The organism is Streptococcus sp. FDAARGOS_520, from assembly GCF_003812685.1.
GTDB classification, from domain to species: Bacteria; Bacillota; Bacilli; order Lactobacillales; family Streptococcaceae; genus Streptococcus; species Streptococcus agalactiae.
The window spans coordinates 687,368-705,478 of sequence record NZ_CP033810.1 but is presented as its reverse complement, the minus strand read 5'-3'; the positions used below and the strand labels follow the sequence as shown (position 1 = coordinate 705,478).

General features: G+C 34.6%; 18 protein-coding genes. 10 read left to right on the top strand and 8 right to left on the bottom strand.

Features of this window, described 5'->3' with window-relative positions; genetic code table 11:
- Positions 1-92: 92 nt before the first annotated feature.
- Both EGX96_RS03660 and EGX96_RS03655 read left to right on the top strand, forming a co-directional pair.
- A complete protein-coding gene (locus EGX96_RS03660) occupies positions 93-518 on the top strand; it encodes a MarR family winged helix-turn-helix transcriptional regulator (protein ID WP_000526288.1) in 426 nt (141 codons plus the stop codon).
- Between the two features lie 132 nt (positions 519-650).
- A complete protein-coding gene (locus EGX96_RS03655; RefSeq protein ID WP_000008878.1) occupies positions 651-1,265 on the top strand; it encodes a nitroreductase family protein in 615 nt (204 codons plus the stop codon).
- Positions 1,266-1,435: 170 nt separating this feature from the next.
- Here the strand turns inward: EGX96_RS03655 and EGX96_RS03650 are convergent, their stop codons facing one another.
- From EGX96_RS03650 to dhuD, 5 genes are all read right to left on the bottom strand, one after another.
- Positions 1,436-2,797, bottom strand: coding sequence for a hypothetical protein (locus EGX96_RS03650; protein ID WP_000440334.1), 1,362 nt, complete (start codon positions 2,795-2,797; stop codon positions 1,436-1,438).
- 1,198 nt (positions 2,798-3,995) lie between these two features.
- Positions 3,996-4,634: a bifunctional 4-hydroxy-2-oxoglutarate aldolase/2-dehydro-3-deoxy-phosphogluconate aldolase gene (locus EGX96_RS03640; RefSeq protein ID WP_000597408.1), complete on the bottom strand. Its 639-nt coding sequence runs from the start codon at positions 4,632-4,634 to the stop codon at positions 3,996-3,998.
- Between the two features lie 11 nt (positions 4,635-4,645).
- Entirely contained in the window at positions 4,646-5,653 is a 1,008-nt protein-coding gene (locus EGX96_RS03635; RefSeq protein ID WP_000034943.1) for a sugar kinase, read from the bottom strand.
- A gap of 25 nt (positions 5,654-5,678) precedes the next feature.
- On the bottom strand, positions 5,679-6,317 hold the full coding sequence (gene dhuI, locus EGX96_RS03630; protein ID WP_000684791.1) for a 5-dehydro-4-deoxy-D-glucuronate isomerase DhuI: 639 nt from the start codon (positions 6,315-6,317) through the stop codon (positions 5,679-5,681).
- A 16-nt stretch (positions 6,318-6,333) separates the two neighbouring features.
- Positions 6,334-7,146: a monomeric 2-dehydro-3-deoxy-D-gluconate 5-dehydrogenase DhuD gene (dhuD, locus tag EGX96_RS03625; RefSeq protein WP_000139169.1), complete on the bottom strand. Its 813-nt coding sequence runs from the start codon at positions 7,144-7,146 to the stop codon at positions 6,334-6,336.
- Between the two features lie 276 nt (positions 7,147-7,422).
- Between dhuD and EGX96_RS03615 the strand changes: the two genes are divergently transcribed.
- From EGX96_RS03615 to EGX96_RS03585, 7 genes are all read left to right on the top strand, one after another.
- The gene (locus EGX96_RS03615) at positions 7,423-7,857 is read left to right on the top strand and encodes a PTS sugar transporter subunit IIA (protein ID WP_000590444.1); all 435 of its coding nucleotides are present in this window, start codon (positions 7,423-7,425) and stop codon (positions 7,855-7,857) included.
- A 2-nt stretch (positions 7,858-7,859) separates the two neighbouring features.
- Complete coding sequence (locus EGX96_RS03610) at positions 7,860-9,056, top strand: glycoside hydrolase family 88 protein (protein WP_000975716.1); 1,197 nt, start codon at positions 7,860-7,862, stop codon at positions 9,054-9,056.
- 54 nt (positions 9,057-9,110) lie between these two features.
- A complete protein-coding gene (locus tag EGX96_RS03605; RefSeq protein WP_000718802.1) occupies positions 9,111-9,605 on the top strand; it encodes a PTS sugar transporter subunit IIB in 495 nt (164 codons plus the stop codon).
- A gap of 35 nt (positions 9,606-9,640) precedes the next feature.
- Positions 9,641-10,507 (top strand): PTS mannose/fructose/sorbose/N-acetylgalactosamine transporter subunit IIC, encoded by an 867-nt coding sequence (locus tag EGX96_RS03600; protein WP_000355267.1) that lies wholly within the window; start codon positions 9,641-9,643, stop codon positions 10,505-10,507.
- The gene (locus EGX96_RS03595) at positions 10,494-11,309 is read left to right on the top strand and encodes a PTS system mannose/fructose/sorbose family transporter subunit IID (RefSeq protein WP_000147949.1); all 816 of its coding nucleotides are present in this window, start codon (positions 10,494-10,496) and stop codon (positions 11,307-11,309) included. Before EGX96_RS03600 ends, EGX96_RS03595 begins: the two co-directional genes overlap by 14 nt.
- 79 nt (positions 11,310-11,388) lie before the next feature.
- A complete protein-coding gene (locus tag EGX96_RS03590) occupies positions 11,389-13,293 on the top strand; it encodes a heparinase II/III domain-containing protein (RefSeq protein ID WP_000654954.1) in 1,905 nt (634 codons plus the stop codon).
- 79 nt (positions 13,294-13,372) lie between these two features.
- Entirely contained in the window at positions 13,373-14,374 is a 1,002-nt protein-coding gene (locus EGX96_RS03585) for a LacI family DNA-binding transcriptional regulator (RefSeq protein WP_000038817.1), read from the top strand.
- Between the two features lie 70 nt (positions 14,375-14,444).
- On the opposite strand, the gene def is transcribed toward EGX96_RS03585, so the two are convergent.
- Positions 14,445-15,059 carry a peptide deformylase gene (gene def / locus EGX96_RS03580; RefSeq protein WP_001272875.1) on the bottom strand — a complete coding sequence of 205 codons (615 nt, stop codon included), beginning with the start codon at positions 15,057-15,059 and terminating at the stop codon, positions 14,445-14,447.
- Positions 15,060-15,124: 65 nt separating this feature from the next.
- Positions 15,125-15,769 carry a cyclic nucleotide-binding domain-containing protein gene (locus EGX96_RS03575; RefSeq protein WP_000350703.1) on the bottom strand — a complete coding sequence of 215 codons (645 nt, stop codon included), beginning with the start codon at positions 15,767-15,769 and terminating at the stop codon, positions 15,125-15,127.
- A gap of 111 nt (positions 15,770-15,880) precedes the next feature.
- On the opposite strand from EGX96_RS03575, the gene EGX96_RS03565 reads away from it, so the two are divergent.
- The gene (locus EGX96_RS03565) at positions 15,881-17,044 is read left to right on the top strand and encodes an MFS transporter (protein WP_000689135.1); all 1,164 of its coding nucleotides are present in this window, start codon (positions 15,881-15,883) and stop codon (positions 17,042-17,044) included.
- 45 nt (positions 17,045-17,089) lie between these two features.
- On the opposite strand, the gene EGX96_RS03560 is transcribed toward EGX96_RS03565, so the two are convergent.
- Entirely contained in the window at positions 17,090-18,073 is a 984-nt protein-coding gene (locus EGX96_RS03560; protein ID WP_000570859.1) for a Gfo/Idh/MocA family protein, read from the bottom strand.
- Between the last annotated feature and the right edge of the window lie 38 nt (positions 18,074-18,111).

Here is an 18,111-nt window from a genome sequence, read left to right as displayed (position 1 = left end):
TTGCCAGCTGCTTTTGATAGGGCAAAGATGATATTCTTGCTTGAAATAACTAATTAGTGATAAAATAAGAAAAAATACGTTTGGGAGATGAAATGGGAAACTTTAAAAATTCAGCGGTTAAATCTATGGTTGTCATGCGAAAAGCATTTAGAACAATAGACGGAAAAGTCTCAGAATCATTTAAAGAATTTGAATTAACACCAACTCAGTTTGCAGTTTTGGATGTTCTCTATGCTAAAGGCACAATGAAAATTGGAGAATTGATTGAAAATATGCTTGCTACATCAGGTAATATGACTGTTGTTATTAAAAATATGGAAAAAAAGGGATGGGTATTACGCCATTCTTGTCCGAATGATAAGAGAGCCTTTTTGGTGAGTTTAACAACTGAAGGAGAAGAAGTGATAAAAAAAGCTCTACCAGAGCATATTAAACGTGTAGAAGATGCTTTTTCAGTCTTAACAGAAACAGAGCAAGAAGACTTGATTAACCTTTTAAAAAAATTTAAAACCTTGTGAGTCACATTCTTTGACTTTATGATATAGTGGTAATATAATTACTACATAGTAATAAATAACTTTAATCTAATTCATATGTCACTAGAACAAATGTAGTAAGATATCTGAGATTGAAGAACAAGGAGAAAAAATATGTCATTTTTGGAAGAATTAAAAAACCGTCGCTCTATTTACGCTCTTGGTCGCAATACAGAAGTTTCTGATGAGAAAATAGTAGAGATTATTAAAGAGGCAGTTCGCCAATCCCCATCTGCTTTTAATAGTCAAACTTCCCGTGTTGTCATTTTATTGAATGATGAAGTTACTAAGTTCTGGGATGAATTGGTTGCTAATGATTTGGTAGAAACAATGAAAGTACAAGGTGCTCCAGAGACAGCTATTGCTGGAACTAAGGAAAAATTAGCTAGTTTTGGAGCTTCAAAGGGAACAGTACTCTTCTTTGAAGATCAAGATGTTGTCAAATCTCTTCAAGAACAATTCGTTCTTTATGCGGATAACTTTCCAGTTTGGTCTGAGCAATCAACAGGTATTGCCTCAGTAAATACTTGGACAGCCCTTTCTGCAGAACTTGGACTTGGTGGTAATTTACAACATTACAATCCAGTTATTGATGCATCAGTACAAGCTGTTTATGGTGTTCCAGCTAGTTGGAAACTTCGTGGACAACTAAATTTTGGTTCAATCGAAGCTGAAACAGGAGAAAAAGAATTCATGAATGATGATGACCGCTTTAAAGTCATCGGATAATACTGTACAAAAAAAGGCAAGGATAGCAATGACACTGCATCTATGAACTAAAATGAAAAAACACTCCTACTTCTAGTAAAATAGAGGTAGGAGTGTTTTTAGTATATTCAAAAAAGCTACAATTCGCTTGATACAGAGACTTCTGTTATTTGATGTAGATATTTGAAAGGTTAATTCGTGTTCGTTTCTCCTTTTTCGGGATTTTCACTTAGTTTCATTTCTCCTTCTTTTAATTGTGAATAGAATGTTTCATTCAAATTTAGACTTTTTGTAAACTCTGTGTACTCATGCTTGAATAATTTATCTTTTTGTAGTAGTTCTTCATATTCTTTCTCTAGATAATTTCGTATATTCTTTTCCCCAGGATTTTGTGTATTCTCTGGGATTTTTGATAATAATTCTTTATATTTATCAATCAAGTTGTTTTTTTCTGTTACTGAAACAAAATCATTGTTTTCAGCTGGAGTCTCCCTCTCTTTTACTGAATTTTCTCTTGGTTTTTCTTCTTTTTTGAGATTATCACTCGGTTTCATTTCTTCTTTCTTTAATTGTAGGTAGAATGATTCATTTAAATTTAGACTTTCTTTAAATTCTGCATGTTCATGCTCAAATAAATTATCTTTCTTTAATATTTCTTCATATTCATTTTTCAAATAATCTCTTATGTTTTTTTCTCCTGGATTTTGTGTGTTTTCAGGAATCTGTGACAATAATTTTTTATACTTATCTATCAGCTCGTTTTTTTCTTTTTCTGTTACTGGTACAAAATCATCTTTTGGTTTTTTATCTTTTAGAGCTGCAGATTCATTAATAAATAACATAGATTTGCTTCCATTATTATGTATCCAATTTTCAAACGCTTCATTTGATTCCATATACTTAACTTTAAATCTATTATTTGTTTTTGCGGGATCATAAACGTCATAACCATCTATACAGTATTCTTTAATAAAATCGGAATACGTTGTTTTGTAATTACCATTTTTCCAATATGTACTGGCTGTGATATCTATGATATGCCAACTTCTATTATAATACGCTCTCACAGCTGCATGAGATATTCCTTGAGGACTTTTACCAGAAACGACATAACTAGGTATCCCCATAATATTAAATGCCCTAGCGGCTGTTACACTATAGCCAACGCACATAGCAAGTTTTCTTTCTGTTACAGAAAATAAATCTGAAGCTCTGTAATATTCTGTGTCGACATTTCTAGCTCTGTAAGCTTCATTGTCATAATTAGTTATTTCACCTATATATTTAGTGAAAGCAATTACTTTTTCTTCATCTGTTAAGTTTTGATTATTAGCTCCAGATTTAACTATTAAATCTAGAATTTTTTGGTCATTTTCTTTTATTTTATCTTCACTAATATTAATGTTTGAAGAATATGAAGAATCTTTTGAATTATTTTCAAAGGCAAACTTATTAACTATAGATAATGTTTTAGTGTAAATAGGGATACCATTTACGCCCATATAATCAACTGGTTTACCCATAGATAACCCTGATGATTTCAATCTTTCCATGATAAAGTTTTCATCCTTAATTTCAAACGTAGAATGAACGGTATCATATGGGAACTTTCCTCTCTCAGTTAGCCTTTTTTGGGTTATCGTCTTAAATTCCTCTATATTTTTAAGTAATTTATGTTTTTTATTCATCAAGAATACGGTTGTATCATGTGCGATTTTCCCATTTAATTTGACAAAGACATATTCTTCATTTCTTTCTTTTTTTAATGTAGCTTGGATATTTTTAATTTCTTCTAAATTGATAAGGTTTTTGTAATAGCCTTTATCACCTAAAATCCAAACATTAAAACCTTTGAAATTTGGTATCTCTGTTTTATACCTATTTAACTCTTGAATAAACTTATCTTCACTGTTTTTTTCAACTAGATTAGTTTCTTGAATATTATTTTGATTAGCATATGATATATTTAAATCAGATAGGTTGAATAATGTTGAAGCTACAGCAAATGATAAGACACAAGTTAATTTTAATCTTTTTTCTTCATTTTTTAAAAATCTCCTAATTTATTAATAAATAAATAATAACATATTAAAAAATGTTTTTCAATAAAAATCTTGGGTTAATTTTGATTTTAAATGCGTCTATTTAAATAGGTGATTATAAAGAGATGTAACAGTAAAACGAGTCGTTATAAAAAATAAAATCAGTCAAATTAGAAAGGAGGTTTAGCGTGTCTAAAAAACGACTATTAATGATATCACTCAACTATCAAAACTTCAAAATAACGGTACACTCAAAAGCTGAGACGCAGAAAAAATACTTCTGTTGAAATCTAATAAACTATAATCAGAAATGTTTTTAATTATGTTTAAAAAATGTATTTGATAGGAGCTAAGTTAGTCTGTGTTGAGATAGGAAAAGCGGGTAAGCCTGATAGGTCATTGCTAAGTTTTTGGATATAAAAATGATATCAAATCTATTATTTGCTGAAATGATATGAGAATGATGAGCTTCACTACTTATATCAATCTGCGGGCAAGTAGTATATCTTTGGTGAAGACATGGATCAGTTGTCGGAAGTAGAACGGTTATGTCTACAGGAAGATTAGCTAAAAATTATCTCGGTCTGATAAGAAAATCGAGATAATGAGTCTGATTAAGATAAACGGTACTACAGAAAAATGGCTTTATAAAAGTTCTTTTCTTCTGTCTCATGATTGAGGTGTGGGGGTGCCTTGTCTTTTTATTGTGTTAATTCAGATTTAGCTGTATTTTGTATTGTTTAGCCATTTCTGTGATTTTATCAAATTCCCCCAAAGCTGCTAGTTTATTGAACTCTCCACCAATACCAATGGCTGTTACTCCAGATAGAAACCAGTCTTTGGCATTTGTGAGATTTACCCCACCAGTCACCATAATTTGTACTTGAGGTAAAGGTGCCTTTAGTGATGAGATGAAAGATGTTCCTAGAGTACCTCCTGGGAATATTTTAATTATTTCGCAACCGGCTTCAAGTGCTGTTGTTACCTCTGATAAGGTCATGCAACCTGGTAAATAAGGAATAGCATAACGATTACATAGTTTAGCAGTCTGTAGATTAAATGCGGGAGATACAATAAACTTTGCTCCTGCTAAAATAGCCATTCGGGCAGTTTCTGAGTCTAGAACAGTTCCTGCCCCAACGACAACTTGTTCTTGGTTAGTATATTGTGTGACTAGTTGTTCAATGACTTGGCTAGCTTTGCTATTAGTATAGGCGATTTCGATAGCAGAAATACCACCTTTTATGCATGCTTGAGCAGCTTGAAAAGCTTCTTCTTGGCTATTTCCACGAATGACAGCAACTATTTTTCCTTGCATTAATTGCAACAAAATCTTTGATTTTATCATAATTCTCCCTTCTAACGAATAATGTCTTTCGATTGATTTAGTACTTTGTTAACTGCGGTAACGGTCTCAAACATATTGTCCCCTTCCAAAGCACATTTTAAAGATGCACTAGCGACAGCGAAATCAATGACTGTCTTGCTGTCTGAGTGCTGAAGTAGTTGATATAGCGCTCCCGCCACAAAAGCATCTCCGCTTCCAATTCTCTGGTTTACAGCTGTGGTGATTTCTTTTGAAGTGACAAACTCTTGTTTACGATTTGCTATGTAAGCTTGGTAGTGGTTTCGTCCCCATTCATCCTGTAGACGTTTAGTATGGAAAATGACTTGAAAGTCAAAGTGATTTATAAGCGAAATCATTCGTTCTTTGACGTCCTCTATTGTAGCTTCATCGCGATTGAAGAAGGTAGTGTCCTGTGAGTCAACCATAAGAGGTTCAATACCAAAACAAATATCCGCAAAGGTAGCGAACTGAGAAAAAAGGATTTTGGCATTTTTAGGAGAAATTAGTTTACTGCGAAAATTGAGATCTAAGGAGATTGTTATCTCTCTTTTTTTAGCTTCTTTTAAAAGAAGCAGTGTTATCTCTTGGATAGACTCATCCAATGATAGTGTAATACCACTAAAATGAAAGAGAGAAACTCCTTCAAATAATTGATCGAAATCAATTTGATTTATCCTAAAGTCATGTAAACTACTATGATCGCGGTCGTAGACCACCTCACCTTTTCTGCAAGCAAAGGAATCTTCTAAAAAATATAACCCAACACGTTCTCCAACCCACTGAATAGAATGAGTATCAATACCCTGTGCTTTTAAAAATTGAAGAAAACTATTACCTATGGGATTATTGGGTAAGGCTGAGAGGAGTTTAGTATCTTGCCCAAAGCCTTGTAGAGCTCTTGCGGTATTAACTTCAGAGCCACCATAGAATAGTTTAGTTGAGATACTATCTGCAAAATAGTCATTTTCTTTTGGAGTGATGCGAATGAGAGGTTCACCGAAAAAAAGAATCTTAGACATAAAAGTCCTTTCTAAAACAGACGCTTTAGTCTAAGACAGATTTCAAGTAGTCTGCTATATTTTGATTTTGGCAATTAGCGAAGAAATATTCTTGGAAATGCTCCCCAGAAATAGTTTCCTTTAAGAAATCTTGATCAATTTCTTTTAAAACAGAGAGTAAATCTCTGTAAGTAATCTGTTTTATTTCGCTAAGGATACGTGCATTGCGTTGCTCAGGTACAGCCCTCTCTTTAGGGTATCCCCCTCCTTTTTCATCTTCGAAAAGACGTTCAAATAAATACCTCAGATTCAATTCAGCTCCCCAACCAAATCCTTTAGCAAAAGGAAGGGAAAGAGCATTTCCTCCGTTTACTTGAGAGAATAAGTAAGCGTCGACAGGATCAGCAGCGAATCCACAGACTACGCCAGGAAAACTATTACAAGCAAGCATCGCTCCAATTCCTGTCCCACAGCCTGTAATAACAAAATCTGCAGCACCGCTATTAAGTAAAATAGCAGTCAGTAAACCATTTTGTACATAAGTTAGCTGGCTTTCTTCTTCTTTGCCATACATTCCGTAGTTGAAAACTTCAAATCCTTTTTCATCAGAAACCGCTTTCAATTCTTTGTAGATAATAGTATTTTTACTTGCTTGGCTATTTTCGTTGATTAATGCAATTTTCATTTATATTACTCCTTTATTATTGAGGTTGTTTACCGATGTAAGCTAAAATACCGCCATCTACATAGAGTATGTGACCATTGATAAAGTTTGATGCATCACTAGCAAGGAAGATAGCTGGTGCACCTAAATCTTCTGCCTCACCCCAGCGAGCGGCAGGTGTTTTAGCGATGATAAATTGGTCGAATGGATGACGTGAACCATCATCTTGACGTTCACGAAGGGGAGCTGTTTGTGGTGTGGCAATATAGCCGGGCCCGATACCGTTACATTGGATGTTAGCAGAACCGTATTCAGAAGCGATGTTCTTGGTTAACATTTTAAGTCCCCCTTTGGCAGCAGCATAGGCAGCAACTGTTTCGCGTCCAAGCTCACTCATCATGGAGCAAATATTGATGATTTTACCATGTCCTTTTTGGATCATTCCAGGTAATACCGCTTTTGATACGATAAAGGGAGCATTCAAATCAATATCAATAACTTGTCGAAAATCTGCAGCGCTCATCTCTAGCATAGGGGTGCGTTTTATAATACCTGCGTTGTTAACTAGAATATCAATTACCCCAACATCTTGAGAAATTTTGTCCACCATTTCGTTGATTCCATCTTCATCTGTAACATCACAAACATAGCCATGGGCCTTAATGCCAAGTTTTTTATAGGCGGAGATGCCTTTGTCAACGAGTTCTTGCTTAATATCATTGAAGACAATAGTTGCTCCAGCTCTAGCAAAAGCAGTTGCTATTGAAAAACCAATGCCGTAAGAAGCGCCTGTTATTAAGGCGACTTTACCTTCTAGTGAAAAGTTGTCTTTTAAGAATTGTTCAGTCATAATATGACCTCCGTAAAAAATTCAGGAAATAAACCTGTTTACATGAATAGTAACAAAGTAAACCGGTTTTGTCAACTATAGAGTTCTTCTTCTATAAAACTTGGCAATATATATAACAAAGATTTATCTAGGTTATAATTCTTAAAGATAAAAAAGACATCATTATAAAAAATCAAGTAAACTGCTCAAAAAATATAAAAAAGATGTTGACACCTAAAAATGAAAGCGCTATAATCTGATTATAAAAGTAAACCGGTAAACTCAAGAGGAGAAAATATGATAAAAATTATTATTGTAGCACACGGCAACTTTCCAGATGGTATTTTAAGCTCTTTAGAACTTATTGCTGGGCATCAGGAATATGTTGTTGGTATTAACTTTATTGCAGGCATGTCTTCTAATGATGTTAGAGTTGCTTTGCAAAGAGAGGTTATCGATTTCAAAGAAATTTTAGTATTGACTGATTTGCTAGGTGGGACTCCTTTCAATGTTTCTTCCGCCTTATCAGTAGAATATACAGATAAAAAGATAAAAGTTTTATCGGGCTTGAACCTTTCAATGTTAATGGAAGCTGTTTTATCTAGAACGATGTTTGAACATGTAGATGATCTTGTTGATAAAGTTATAACATCATCTCATGAAGGAATTGTTGATTTTTCTACTTGCCTTGCTACACAAACTGCAGAAGCAACTTTTGAGGGAGGCATTTAATAATGATGAAAATAAAACCGGTCAAGGTTGAGTCAATTGAAAATCCAAAGCGTTTTTTAAACAGTAGATTATTAACTAAGATTGAAGTTGAGGAAGCGATTGAAAAAGCCTTGAAGCAACTTTATATTAATATTGATTACTTTGGTGAAGAGTATCCAACGCCTGCAACATTCAATAATATTTATAAAGTTATGGATAACACAGAATGGACAAATGGTTTTTGGACAGGGTGCTTGTGGTTAGCTTATGAGTATAATCAGGATAAAAAGTTAAAAAACATAGCCCACAAAAATGTATTGTCATTTCTAAATCGTATTAATAATCGTATAGCATTAGATCACCACGACTTAGGATTTCTTTACACACCATCTTGTACAGCAGAATATCGTATCAATGGTGATGTTAAAGCTTTAGAAGCCACTATAAAAGCTGCAGATAAATTGATGGAGCGCTATCAAGAAAAAGGTGGATTTATTCAGGCTTGGGGAGAACTCGGGTATAAGGAACACTATCGCTTAATTATCGATTGCTTACTTAATATCCAACTCTTATTTTTTGCTTATGAACAGACAGGTGATGAAAAGTATAGACAAGTTGCGGTGAATCACTTCTACGCTTCAGCTAACAATGTGGTGCGTGATGATTCTTCTGCTTTTCATACTTTTTATTTCGACCCAGAAACTGGAGAACCGTTAAAAGGTGTCACACGACAGGGTTATAGTGATGAGTCATCTTGGGCAAGAGGGCAAGCATGGGGCATCTACGGTATTCCGCTTAGTTACCGGAAAATGAAAGATTATCAGCAGATTATCCTTTTTAAAGGTATGACAAACTATTTTCTAAATCGTTTACCTGAAGACAAGGTATCCTATTGGGACCTTATTTTTACGGATGGCTCGGGCCAGCCTAGAGATACATCCGCAACAGCAACGGCTGTGTGTGGAATTCATGAGATGCTTAAATATTTACCAGAAGTAGATCCTGATAAAGAGACATACAAATATGCTATGCATACAATGCTTCGTAGTCTGATTGAACAGTATAGTAATAATGAACTTATAGCAGGACGTCCTCTTCTATTGCACGGTGTGTATTCGTGGCATTCAGGTAAAGGAGTAGATGAAGGTAATATTTGGGGAGATTATTATTACTTAGAAGCCTTAATAAGATTCTATAAAGACTGGGAACTTTATTGGTAAGAGTATTTTACTAACAAAATAAACAATAAATAATAGAAAACGAGGAGGTCAGAAATGGCAGCAGGACCAAATATTGTAATGACACGTGTTGATGAGCGTCTTATTCATGGACAAGGACAACTTTGGGTGAAATTTTTAAGTTGTAATACTGTTATTGTGGCAAATGATGATGTCTCCAAAGATCATCTTCAACAAACGTTAATGAAGACGGTGGTGCCAGAATCAATAGCATTGCGATTTTTTGATATTCAAAAAGTTATTGATATTATTCACAAGGCCAACCCAGCACAGACGATTTTTATAATTGTTAAAGATTTGAAAGATGTCTATAGACTTGTAGCAGGGGGCGTCCCAATTAAAGAGATTAATATTGGAAATATTCATAATGGAGAAGGTAAAGAGCAGGTAAGTCGCTCTATCTTCTTAGGGATGAAGGATAAAGAGATAATTAGAAAATTAAACCAAGAATATCACATTGCATTTAATACTAAAACAACTCCAACAGGTAACGATGGTGCTGTGGAAGTTAATATTTTAGATTATATTTAGTTGGACAAACTTACTATCATATAAAGGAGAAAAATATGGATATTAGTATTCTTCAGGCTGTCTTAATTGGACTGTGGACGGCTTTCTGTTTTAGTGGCATGTTGCTTGGCCTCTATACAAATCGTTGTATCGTTCTCTCTCTAGGCGTTGGTGTTATTTTAGGAGATATTCAAACAGCTTTGGCAGTTGGAGCAATATCTGAACTGGCTTACATGGGATTTGGTGTGGGAGCGGGAGGGACAGTTCCTCCAAACCCAATCGGTCCTGGGATTTTTGGAACTTTGATGGCTATTACAACAGCTGGAACTAAAGGAAAAATCACACCGGAAGCTGCTCTTGCATTATCAACCCCAATTGCAGTTGGTATTCAATTTCTTCAAACAGCAACTTATACTGCTTTTGCAGGGGCGCCTGAAACAGCTAAAAAAGCTTTGCAAGCAGGTAATTTCCGAGGATTTAAAATTGCAGCAAATGGTACAATTTGGGCATTCGCTGGATTGGGATTTGGTTTAGGAGTACTGGGTGCTCTTTCAACGCAAACTTTGACAGATTTATTTGCTCTCATTCCCCCTGTTTTGCTTAATGGTCTAACCTTAGCTGGGAAAATGCTTCCTGCAATTGGTTTTGCGATGATTCTCTCTGTAATGGCTAAAAAAGAACTCATTCCTTATATCCTACTTGGATATGTTCTAGCTGTTTATTTTGGTTTGCCAGTTCTAACTCCAACAGCAAATGGAGACGGAGTTTTAACATCAGTGGCTACTAACAGTGTGCTTGGGGTTCCAACTATCGGGGTAGCTATAATTGCAACAATATTTGCTTTGCTTGATATTTTCAGAAAACCAGCTGCACCTACTAAAGAAACTAAGACAGAAGGAGACAACCAAGATGACTGGATCTAAAAAATTAGCAAAAAGTGATTACACTAAAACAGCTTTACGTGCCTTTTATTTACAAAATGGCTTTAATTACAGTAACTATCAAGGTCTTGGTTATACTAATGTCATATATCCAGCTCTCAAAAAATATTATGGAGATGACAAAAAAGCTTTAGCGGGAGCTCTAGAAGAAAATGTGGAGTTTTACAATACAAACCCTCATTTCTTACCTTTTGTAACTAGCTTACATTTAGCAATGCTTGATAATGAGCGGCCAGAAGAAGAAATTCGCGGTATTAAGATGGCGCTTATGGGGCCTCTTGCAGGTATCGGTGATTCTTTATCACAATTTTGCTTAGCACCCTTGTTCTCAACGATTGCAGCCTCTTTAGCGACAGATGGTTTGGTGATGGGACCGATTCTGTTCTTTGTGGCTATGAATACTATTTTAACGGGAATTAAATTAGTTACTGGCATGTATGGTTATCGTCTTGGGACCAGTTTTATTGATAAATTGAGTGAACAAATGTCAGTTATCTCACGGGCAGCTAATATCGTTGGTGTAACGGTCATCTCAAGTTTAGCTGCAACACAAGTTAAGCTTACAATCCCTTACACTTTTGCTCCAGAAAAAGTAACTAGTACAACGCAAAAGATTGTTACTGTCCAAGGTATGCTTGATAAAATTGCACCAGCTCTACTTCCAGCACTCTACACTTTCCTTATGTTTTACCTTATTAAAAATAAAAAATGGACAACTTATAAGTTAGTTATCCTTACAGTTATTATTGGTATCCTTGGTAGCTGGTTAGGTATTTTAGCTTAATAAAATTTTGATAAATAAGGATTATGACATATCAATGACATAGTCCTTTTTATATCGGACGAGGACGTTTTGTAAAAAAATGAAAGATCGCTTATATAATAAATTCAAGGATTTTGATAGGGAATTTTGTCAAAAGTATATTAAAACATACCAATCTAATGCCTATCAAGAAATGAAAGCCTCTGTTAATTTGATGATGAGGAACACTTTTGTATTTAATGATAATTGGGATATGGAACCTTGTTCTAAAGCATATTGTCTTGATCCTTTGGAGTGGGATAAGCCAGTAACAGATGATCCAGAATGGTTGTATATGCTAAATCGTCAAACTTATCTTTTTAAATTCCTGGTGGTCTACATTGTTGAAGGCGATAAGTCTTACCTTAGACAAATGAAATATTTTATGTACCATTGGATTGATTGTCAATTTACACTAAAGCCAGAAGGGGCGGTAAGTCGTACTATTGACACTGGGATACGTTGCATGTCATGGCTCAAAGTTTTGATTTTTTTAGATTATTTTGGATTAATAACAGAAACTAAAAAAATTAAACTATTAACTAGTTTACGGGAGCAGATAACTTATATGAGGGACTATTATCGTGAAAAAGATAGTCTAAGTAACTGGGGAATTTTACAAACAACAGCAATATTGGCGTGTTTATACTATTATGAAGATGAATTAAATCTACCTGAAATTCAGAGTTTTGCTGAAGAAGAATTATTACTTCAAATCAAGCTTCAAATTTTAGATGACGGGAGCCAGTATGAACAATCAATTATGTATCATGTAGAAGTCTTGAAGTCCTTAATGGAACTAGTTATCCTTGCGCCTAAATATTATCTACCATTAGAAGAAACTATTGAAAAAATGGTTACCTATCTAATTGCTATGACTGGTCCGGATTATTGTCAACTAGCTATAGGGGACAGTGATGTGACCGATACTCGTGATATTCTAACTTTGGCAACACTTGTGTTGAAATCTTCTAAAACAAAATCATTTTCTTTTGATAATGTTAATTTAGAAACTTTACTTTTGTTTGGGAAGCCATCAATTTATCTTTTTGAAGAAATACCGCGTGCGACAATAGGAGAGTCTGCTTATCTTTTTCCAGATTCTGGTCATGTGTGTTTACGTGATGATAGGCGTTATATATTTTTTAAGAACGGTCCATTTGGTAGCGCTCATACTCATAGTGATAATAATAGTGTTTGTCTCTATGATAAAAAGAAACCTATTTTCATTGATGCAGGAAGATATACTTACAAAGAAGAACAACTAAGGTATGATTTTAAACGTTCGACTAGTCATTCAACATGTACCCTTGATGGGCAACCCTTAGAAATGATCAAGGACTCTTGGACATACAATTCTTATCCAAAATGTGACTATTGTCAGTTGACTTCAAAGGATAGGTACCATTTAGTCGAAGGACAACTACATGTCCAAAGAGCTTCTGATATCTATTACCATAAGCGATGGTTGTTAACTTTACCGCAGGCCATTACCTTAGTTATTGATAAGGTGAGTTGTCCAGGAGAGCATGTCTTAACAAATCAATATATTTTAGATGATCAGGTCATTTATGAAAATGGGTTTGTTAATGACTTGAAATTAGTAAGTCCTACGACCTTTAATCTAGAAGATTGCCTTATTTCTAAGCGGTATAATCAATTGACAGAAAGTCATAAATTAGTTAAGAAAATAAAATTTGTTGATGAGGTGATGGATTATACCTTGATAGTTGATCGGAACTGTCAGGTGAAATATGTTCCTTTAGTGCAAACGAACAGTCATAAGGAACTAAGTAATAGCATTGCATTTGATATTAGGTCTCAAGACTTTCATTATTTAATTGGAGTGCTTATGGATGATATTATCTTTGGGGATAAACTCTATTTGATGCAAGGGATAAAATGCAAAGGAAAAGTCATTGTATATGATAAAAATAATGGCAAAATGAGTCGTTTAAAAAATTAAGAGGGCTATTATTATGCTATACTAGTACTATATTAACCATAAAAAAATAAAATTAGTAAAATTAGAAAGGAGGTTTGTTATGTCTAAAAAAATGACCATTAATGACATCGCTCAATTATCAAAAACTTCCAAAACAACGGTTTCTTTTTTCTTGAATCAAAAATTTGAAAAAATGTCGGATGAGACGAGGCAACGTATTCAAGAGGTGATTGATGAAACAGGTTATAGACCAAGTACGATAGCAAGAAGTCTAAATTCTAAAAAAACAAAACTACTAGGTGTCTTAATTGGAGATATAACAAACACATTTTCAAATCAAATTGTAAAAGGAATTGAGCACATCACCAAACAAAAAGGCTATCAAATTATTGTGGGTAATAGTAATTACGATGCCAAAAGTGAAGAAGATTATATTGAAAATATGTTAAATTTAGGTGTTGATGGTTTCATTATTCAGCCTACATCAAATTTTCGAAAGTATTCTCGTATTTTAAAAGAAAAAAAGAAACCAATGGTATTTTTTGATAGTCAACTTTATGAACATAAGACGAGTTGGGTTAAGGCTAATAACTATGATGCTGTTTATGATATGACACAGGAGTGTCTAAATCGAGGGTATAAAAAGTTTATTATGATTACTGCTGATACGAGCTTGCTTAGTACACGTATTGAGAGAGCTTCGGGATTCATGGATGCTTTAAAGGACAATGGTTTCGGTTATGACACTTTGGTGATTGAAGATGATGATCATTCAAAAAGTGATATAGAAGACTTTCTAAAAGCGGTAGTTCCAGATAAGGAGGAGACATTAGTATTTGCACCAAATTGTTGGGCTTTACCAATGGTTTTTACTGCCATGAAGAATCTCAATTTTGATATGCCACGAGTTGGTTTAGTTGGGTTTGACAATATTGAATGGACAGACTTTTCATCTCCTAAAGTGTCAACAATTGTCCAGCCGGCTTATGAAGAAGGTGAACAAGTAGCACAGATTTTGATTAATCGTATTGAAGGAGATGACTCCGTCGATAACCAACAGATTGTAGATTGCCAGATGTTTTGGAAAGAGTCGACTTTTTAAAAAAGATTTCTTATTTTATTTGCTATTAAAAAATAAAACCTAGAGAAAATTATCTCTAGGTTATTTGTCCTTATTCTAAAATAAGTAAGCCTTCTTTGACAGCGAAAGGATTTTTCTCATTGATACGGTCGTAAAACATAATACCATCAATGTGGTCAATTTCATGTTGAACAACAATAGAGTTGTAACCTTTTAATTTGAGTCGATGTTTTTCACCAGTTTTGTCGAAATATTCAATAGTTACACGCGCGTGGCGGACGACATAGCCAGGTACTTCACGATCTACTGATAGGCATCCCTCCCCGTCAGATAAAGCAGCATCTTGAACAGAATGCGATACAACTTTAGGGTTGTACATTACTTCTTGGAGGCTATAAGCTTCTTTAGGTGGATTTCCTTGAGCATCCTCAACGTTTGGAACAAGGACGGCAATGATGCGTTTTGAGATGTCTAATTGTGGTGCGGCTAAACCAACACCACCACGTAAGCCTAGCTTCTCAGCCATAATTGGATCTTGAGAGTGTTTTAAAAATTGCATCATTTTTTCTCCGAGAATTTCTTCTTTCTCAGAAAGTGGGAATGTGACTTCTTCAGCCACTTTGCGAAGGGTTGGATTGCCTTCACGGATAATGTCATTCATGTCAATTAAATGACTAGCTTTTACTAATTTATCAATAGCAGACATATTTTCTCCTAACTGTATTCTCTGATTTAGTTTAGCATAAAATAATTAAATGATAAAGCTACGCTTCATGGCTGAATATTTAATGATTCTAGTGCGAAACGATTTTTGATAAAGTATTTTGGTTTTTCTTTTTGGATAAGGCCTTCTTTGACCATATCGTGGATAACTCTTAATAAATGACGATAACTGACGCCAAACGAATCAGCTAAACTACTTAACTCAAGTTGAAAGTAACCTTGTTCTTCAATTGCTAAAATATGACTTGCAAGTAACTCTTTGACGGTATACCCTAGATTAGTAGACGCTTTGATGTTTTGATCATGAAAAGCCTGAGCTAGCTCTTGACTAAGTTTTAGGAGGAAAGTTGCGTCTGTTAACAGTTTCTCTTTCCGTCCTTTAAGTGATAATTGAATGACTGTAAGATCCTCTAAGGCAATAACAGATGATACAATTTGTCTATTAGTCAAAAGTTCAATATCACCAATCAGTGTTGGTTTTGTTTTAATATCTAAAATATGTTCTTTGCCGTTAAAGAGTCGACGTACAATTTTAAAACGTCCCTTGACGATGTAGTGCAAGTATTCTAATTGTTCTCCCTGTTTACAGACGGATTGGCCGGCAGTTAGGGTGATTACTTGTAAATCCTTGAAATAATGTTTTGGAAAGATAGTCTCCAAACAGTAGTCTTGGCAGTAGTTTTCTATATCCATGTATTGACTCCCTATTTGAGATAGTTTTAGGACATATGTCATATATTTCTAGTTTAATATTGATTATACTTTATTTATCTAAAAAAAGACATCAGAAAGAGGTATTGTCACTTGAAAATCTTTATGGAGAAGCTAAGTTTACTCTCTTTATCACTTATCTTGCTATCAACTTTTTCGACATCACCAGCCCTACCACAAATGATATCTTATTATAGAGATAAGGGCTTACCATCACCCCAAGTTGAATTATTGTTTTCAATTCCTTCGATGGCTATTATCTTCATCTTGCTTATCACACCTTGGTTAAGTAAAAAACTTTCTGAGAAACATATGATTATCTTTGGGCTATTGCTAACAGCATTAGGGGGAGGATTGCCGGTTGTCAGTCAGAACTACCTTTTAGTATTTGTATCGCGTCTTTTATTGGGGAGTGGTATTGGTTTTATTAATGCTAGGGCCATTAGTGTGATTAGTGAATATTATCAAGGCAAAGAAAGAAGAAAACTCTTAGGATTAAGGGGGTCCTTTGAAGTTTTAGGAAATGCTGGTTTGACAGCTTTAGTTGGGCTGTTGTTGACTTTTGGTTGGTCCAAATCATTTATGATTTATTTTTTAGCTTTACCAATCTTAGTTCTATATCTTGTTTTTGCGCCTAAGAAAGTGGTGAAAGATACAAATGACAAGATTAAAACTAAAGGTCAAAAAATCCCTAAAGCTGATTTAACTTATATTGTCGCCTTAGCTATTTTAGCAGGATTTGTCATAACTATAAATACTGGGATTAATCTTAGGATACCTCTGCTAGTAGTAGAATTTGGTTTGGGTACGCCAGCTCAAGCTAGTCTTGTTCTTAGTGCGATGATGCTTATGGGAATAATAGCAGGTATGAGTTTTGGTCAGTTGATAGCTATGTTTCATAAACAATTAATTCCAATCTGCCTCGTCTTATTTTCTTTAACATTGCTTGGAGTTGGATTGCCTTCTAATCTAATGGTACTAACAATTAGTGCGATGGCATCAGGTTTCCTTTACAGCCTGATGGTCACTGCTGTGTTTAGCCTAGTAGCAGACCGTGTTGAATATTCGTTGGTTGGTTCTGCAACGACATTAGTTTTAGTATTTTGTAATATTGGTGGAGCTAGTGCGGCTATTCTTCTGTCTTGTTTTGATCATTTACTAGGACAAATAAATGCAGTTTTCTATGTTTATGCTATTTTAAGTTTAGCAGTTGGTATGATTTATTTCTTTAAACGCCTATTTTTTAAGAAAATGTAGTGTATATTAACTAAAAAGGGCTTGACAATCATTGTCAAGCTCTCTTCATTTTTCTTCTTCTGGGTAGGTAAATCCCCATTCTTGACGTAGCTGTGTCATGATATCCATAACGTCTTTGGTATAGTTTAAGTACATGTGGTTAGTTTTTCCTGAAACGGCTTCTTCCATATCAGCTACCTCATATTGGAGGGCATTTTCAGTTTTGCCAGCTTCGAGAATATCTTGATGCCCATCCTCAGTATAAGTAATAACTGCCTTTTGTCCTCGCGGATATTCAAAAAGTTCAATGTAGCCTTTATCGTAAGCGATAGTTGCTCGTTTAGGTTGTTTTGCATGTAAACTAAGGCTGACAGTCGCCATCTCATTTGCAGGATTGGTTAGTAGGATACCAACTTGTTCATCAACTCCTGTTGGTGCAAATGTAACTTGAGAGGTAATGTTGTGAGGTGCTTCTGACATAAACCAGCGAATACAAGAAAGTGCATAAACACCAATGTCCAGCAAAGCACCGCCTGCTAGGTCACGACTGAAAAAACGGTTAGTCATATCATATTCTTTATAACTTCCGAAATTCATTTGAATCATTTTTAACGGTCCTAATTTTCCACTATCAACTAATGTTTTTAATTGGCGATAAATTGGCATATGAAAAATAGTCATGGCTTCAGCTAAGACAACATGGTTAGTTTCGGCTAAATCTATGGCTTCTTTAAGTTCAGTGCTGTTTAAAGTAATAGATTTTTCGCAAAGAACGTGCTTACCATTTGCTAAAGCCTTTCGTAAAAATGAGATGTGAGTATTGTGGGGAGTAGAGATATAAATGATATCCACTTCAGGGTCTTCAAATACTTGATCTATGTGATCATAAACTTTTTGGATACCATATTTGGTAGCAAATTCAAGTCCTTTGTCGTAAGTTCTATTAGCTACAGAATATAATTTTTGTCCACGTGCTTCTAGTGCTTGGGCTAATTCGTTGGCAATAACGCCGGTTCCAAGCGTTGCCCAATTATAATATTTTTCAATCATAACAACCTCCTTGTTGGTTTATAGTATAGCAAAAATAA

Bases quoted from the DNA above. Each gene is read 5' to 3' on its own strand.
- dhuD (WP_000139169.1), bottom strand. From the start codon at position 7,146: ATGACTGAACAATTCTTAAAAGACAACTTTTCACTAGAAGGTAAAGTC.
- EGX96_RS03590 (WP_000654954.1), top strand. From the start codon at position 11,389: ATGAAAGATCGCTTATATAATAAATTCAAGGATTTTGATAGGGAATTT.
- EGX96_RS03560 (WP_000570859.1), bottom strand. From the start codon at position 18,073: ATGATTGAAAAATATTATAATTGGGCAACGCTTGGAACCGGCGTTATT.
- EGX96_RS03605 (WP_000718802.1), top strand. From the start codon at position 9,111: ATGGCAGCAGGACCAAATATTGTAATGACACGTGTTGATGAGCGTCTT.
- EGX96_RS03655 (WP_000008878.1), top strand. From the start codon at position 651: ATGTCATTTTTGGAAGAATTAAAAAACCGTCGCTCTATTTACGCTCTT.
- EGX96_RS03660 (WP_000526288.1), top strand. From the start codon at position 93: ATGGGAAACTTTAAAAATTCAGCGGTTAAATCTATGGTTGTCATGCGA.
- EGX96_RS03600 (WP_000355267.1), top strand. From the start codon at position 9,641: ATGGATATTAGTATTCTTCAGGCTGTCTTAATTGGACTGTGGACGGCT.
- EGX96_RS03635 (WP_000034943.1), bottom strand. From the start codon at position 5,653: ATGTCTAAGATTCTTTTTTTCGGTGAACCTCTCATTCGCATCACTCCA.
- EGX96_RS03595 (WP_000147949.1), top strand. From the start codon at position 10,494: ATGACTGGATCTAAAAAATTAGCAAAAAGTGATTACACTAAAACAGCT.
- EGX96_RS03575 (WP_000350703.1), bottom strand. From the start codon at position 15,769: ATGGATATAGAAAACTACTGCCAAGACTACTGTTTGGAGACTATCTTT.
- EGX96_RS03585 (WP_000038817.1), top strand. From the start codon at position 13,373: ATGTCTAAAAAAATGACCATTAATGACATCGCTCAATTATCAAAAACT.
- dhuI (WP_000684791.1), bottom strand. From the start codon at position 6,317: ATGAAAATTGCATTAATCAACGAAAATAGCCAAGCAAGTAAAAATACT.
- EGX96_RS03650 (WP_000440334.1), bottom strand. From the start codon at position 2,797: ATGGAAAGATTGAAATCATCAGGGTTATCTATGGGTAAACCAGTTGAT.
- def (WP_001272875.1), bottom strand. From the start codon at position 15,059: ATGTCTGCTATTGATAAATTAGTAAAAGCTAGTCATTTAATTGACATG.
- EGX96_RS03640 (WP_000597408.1), bottom strand. From the start codon at position 4,634: ATGATAAAATCAAAGATTTTGTTGCAATTAATGCAAGGAAAAATAGTT.
- EGX96_RS03615 (WP_000590444.1), top strand. From the start codon at position 7,423: ATGATAAAAATTATTATTGTAGCACACGGCAACTTTCCAGATGGTATT.
- EGX96_RS03610 (WP_000975716.1), top strand. From the start codon at position 7,860: ATGATGAAAATAAAACCGGTCAAGGTTGAGTCAATTGAAAATCCAAAG.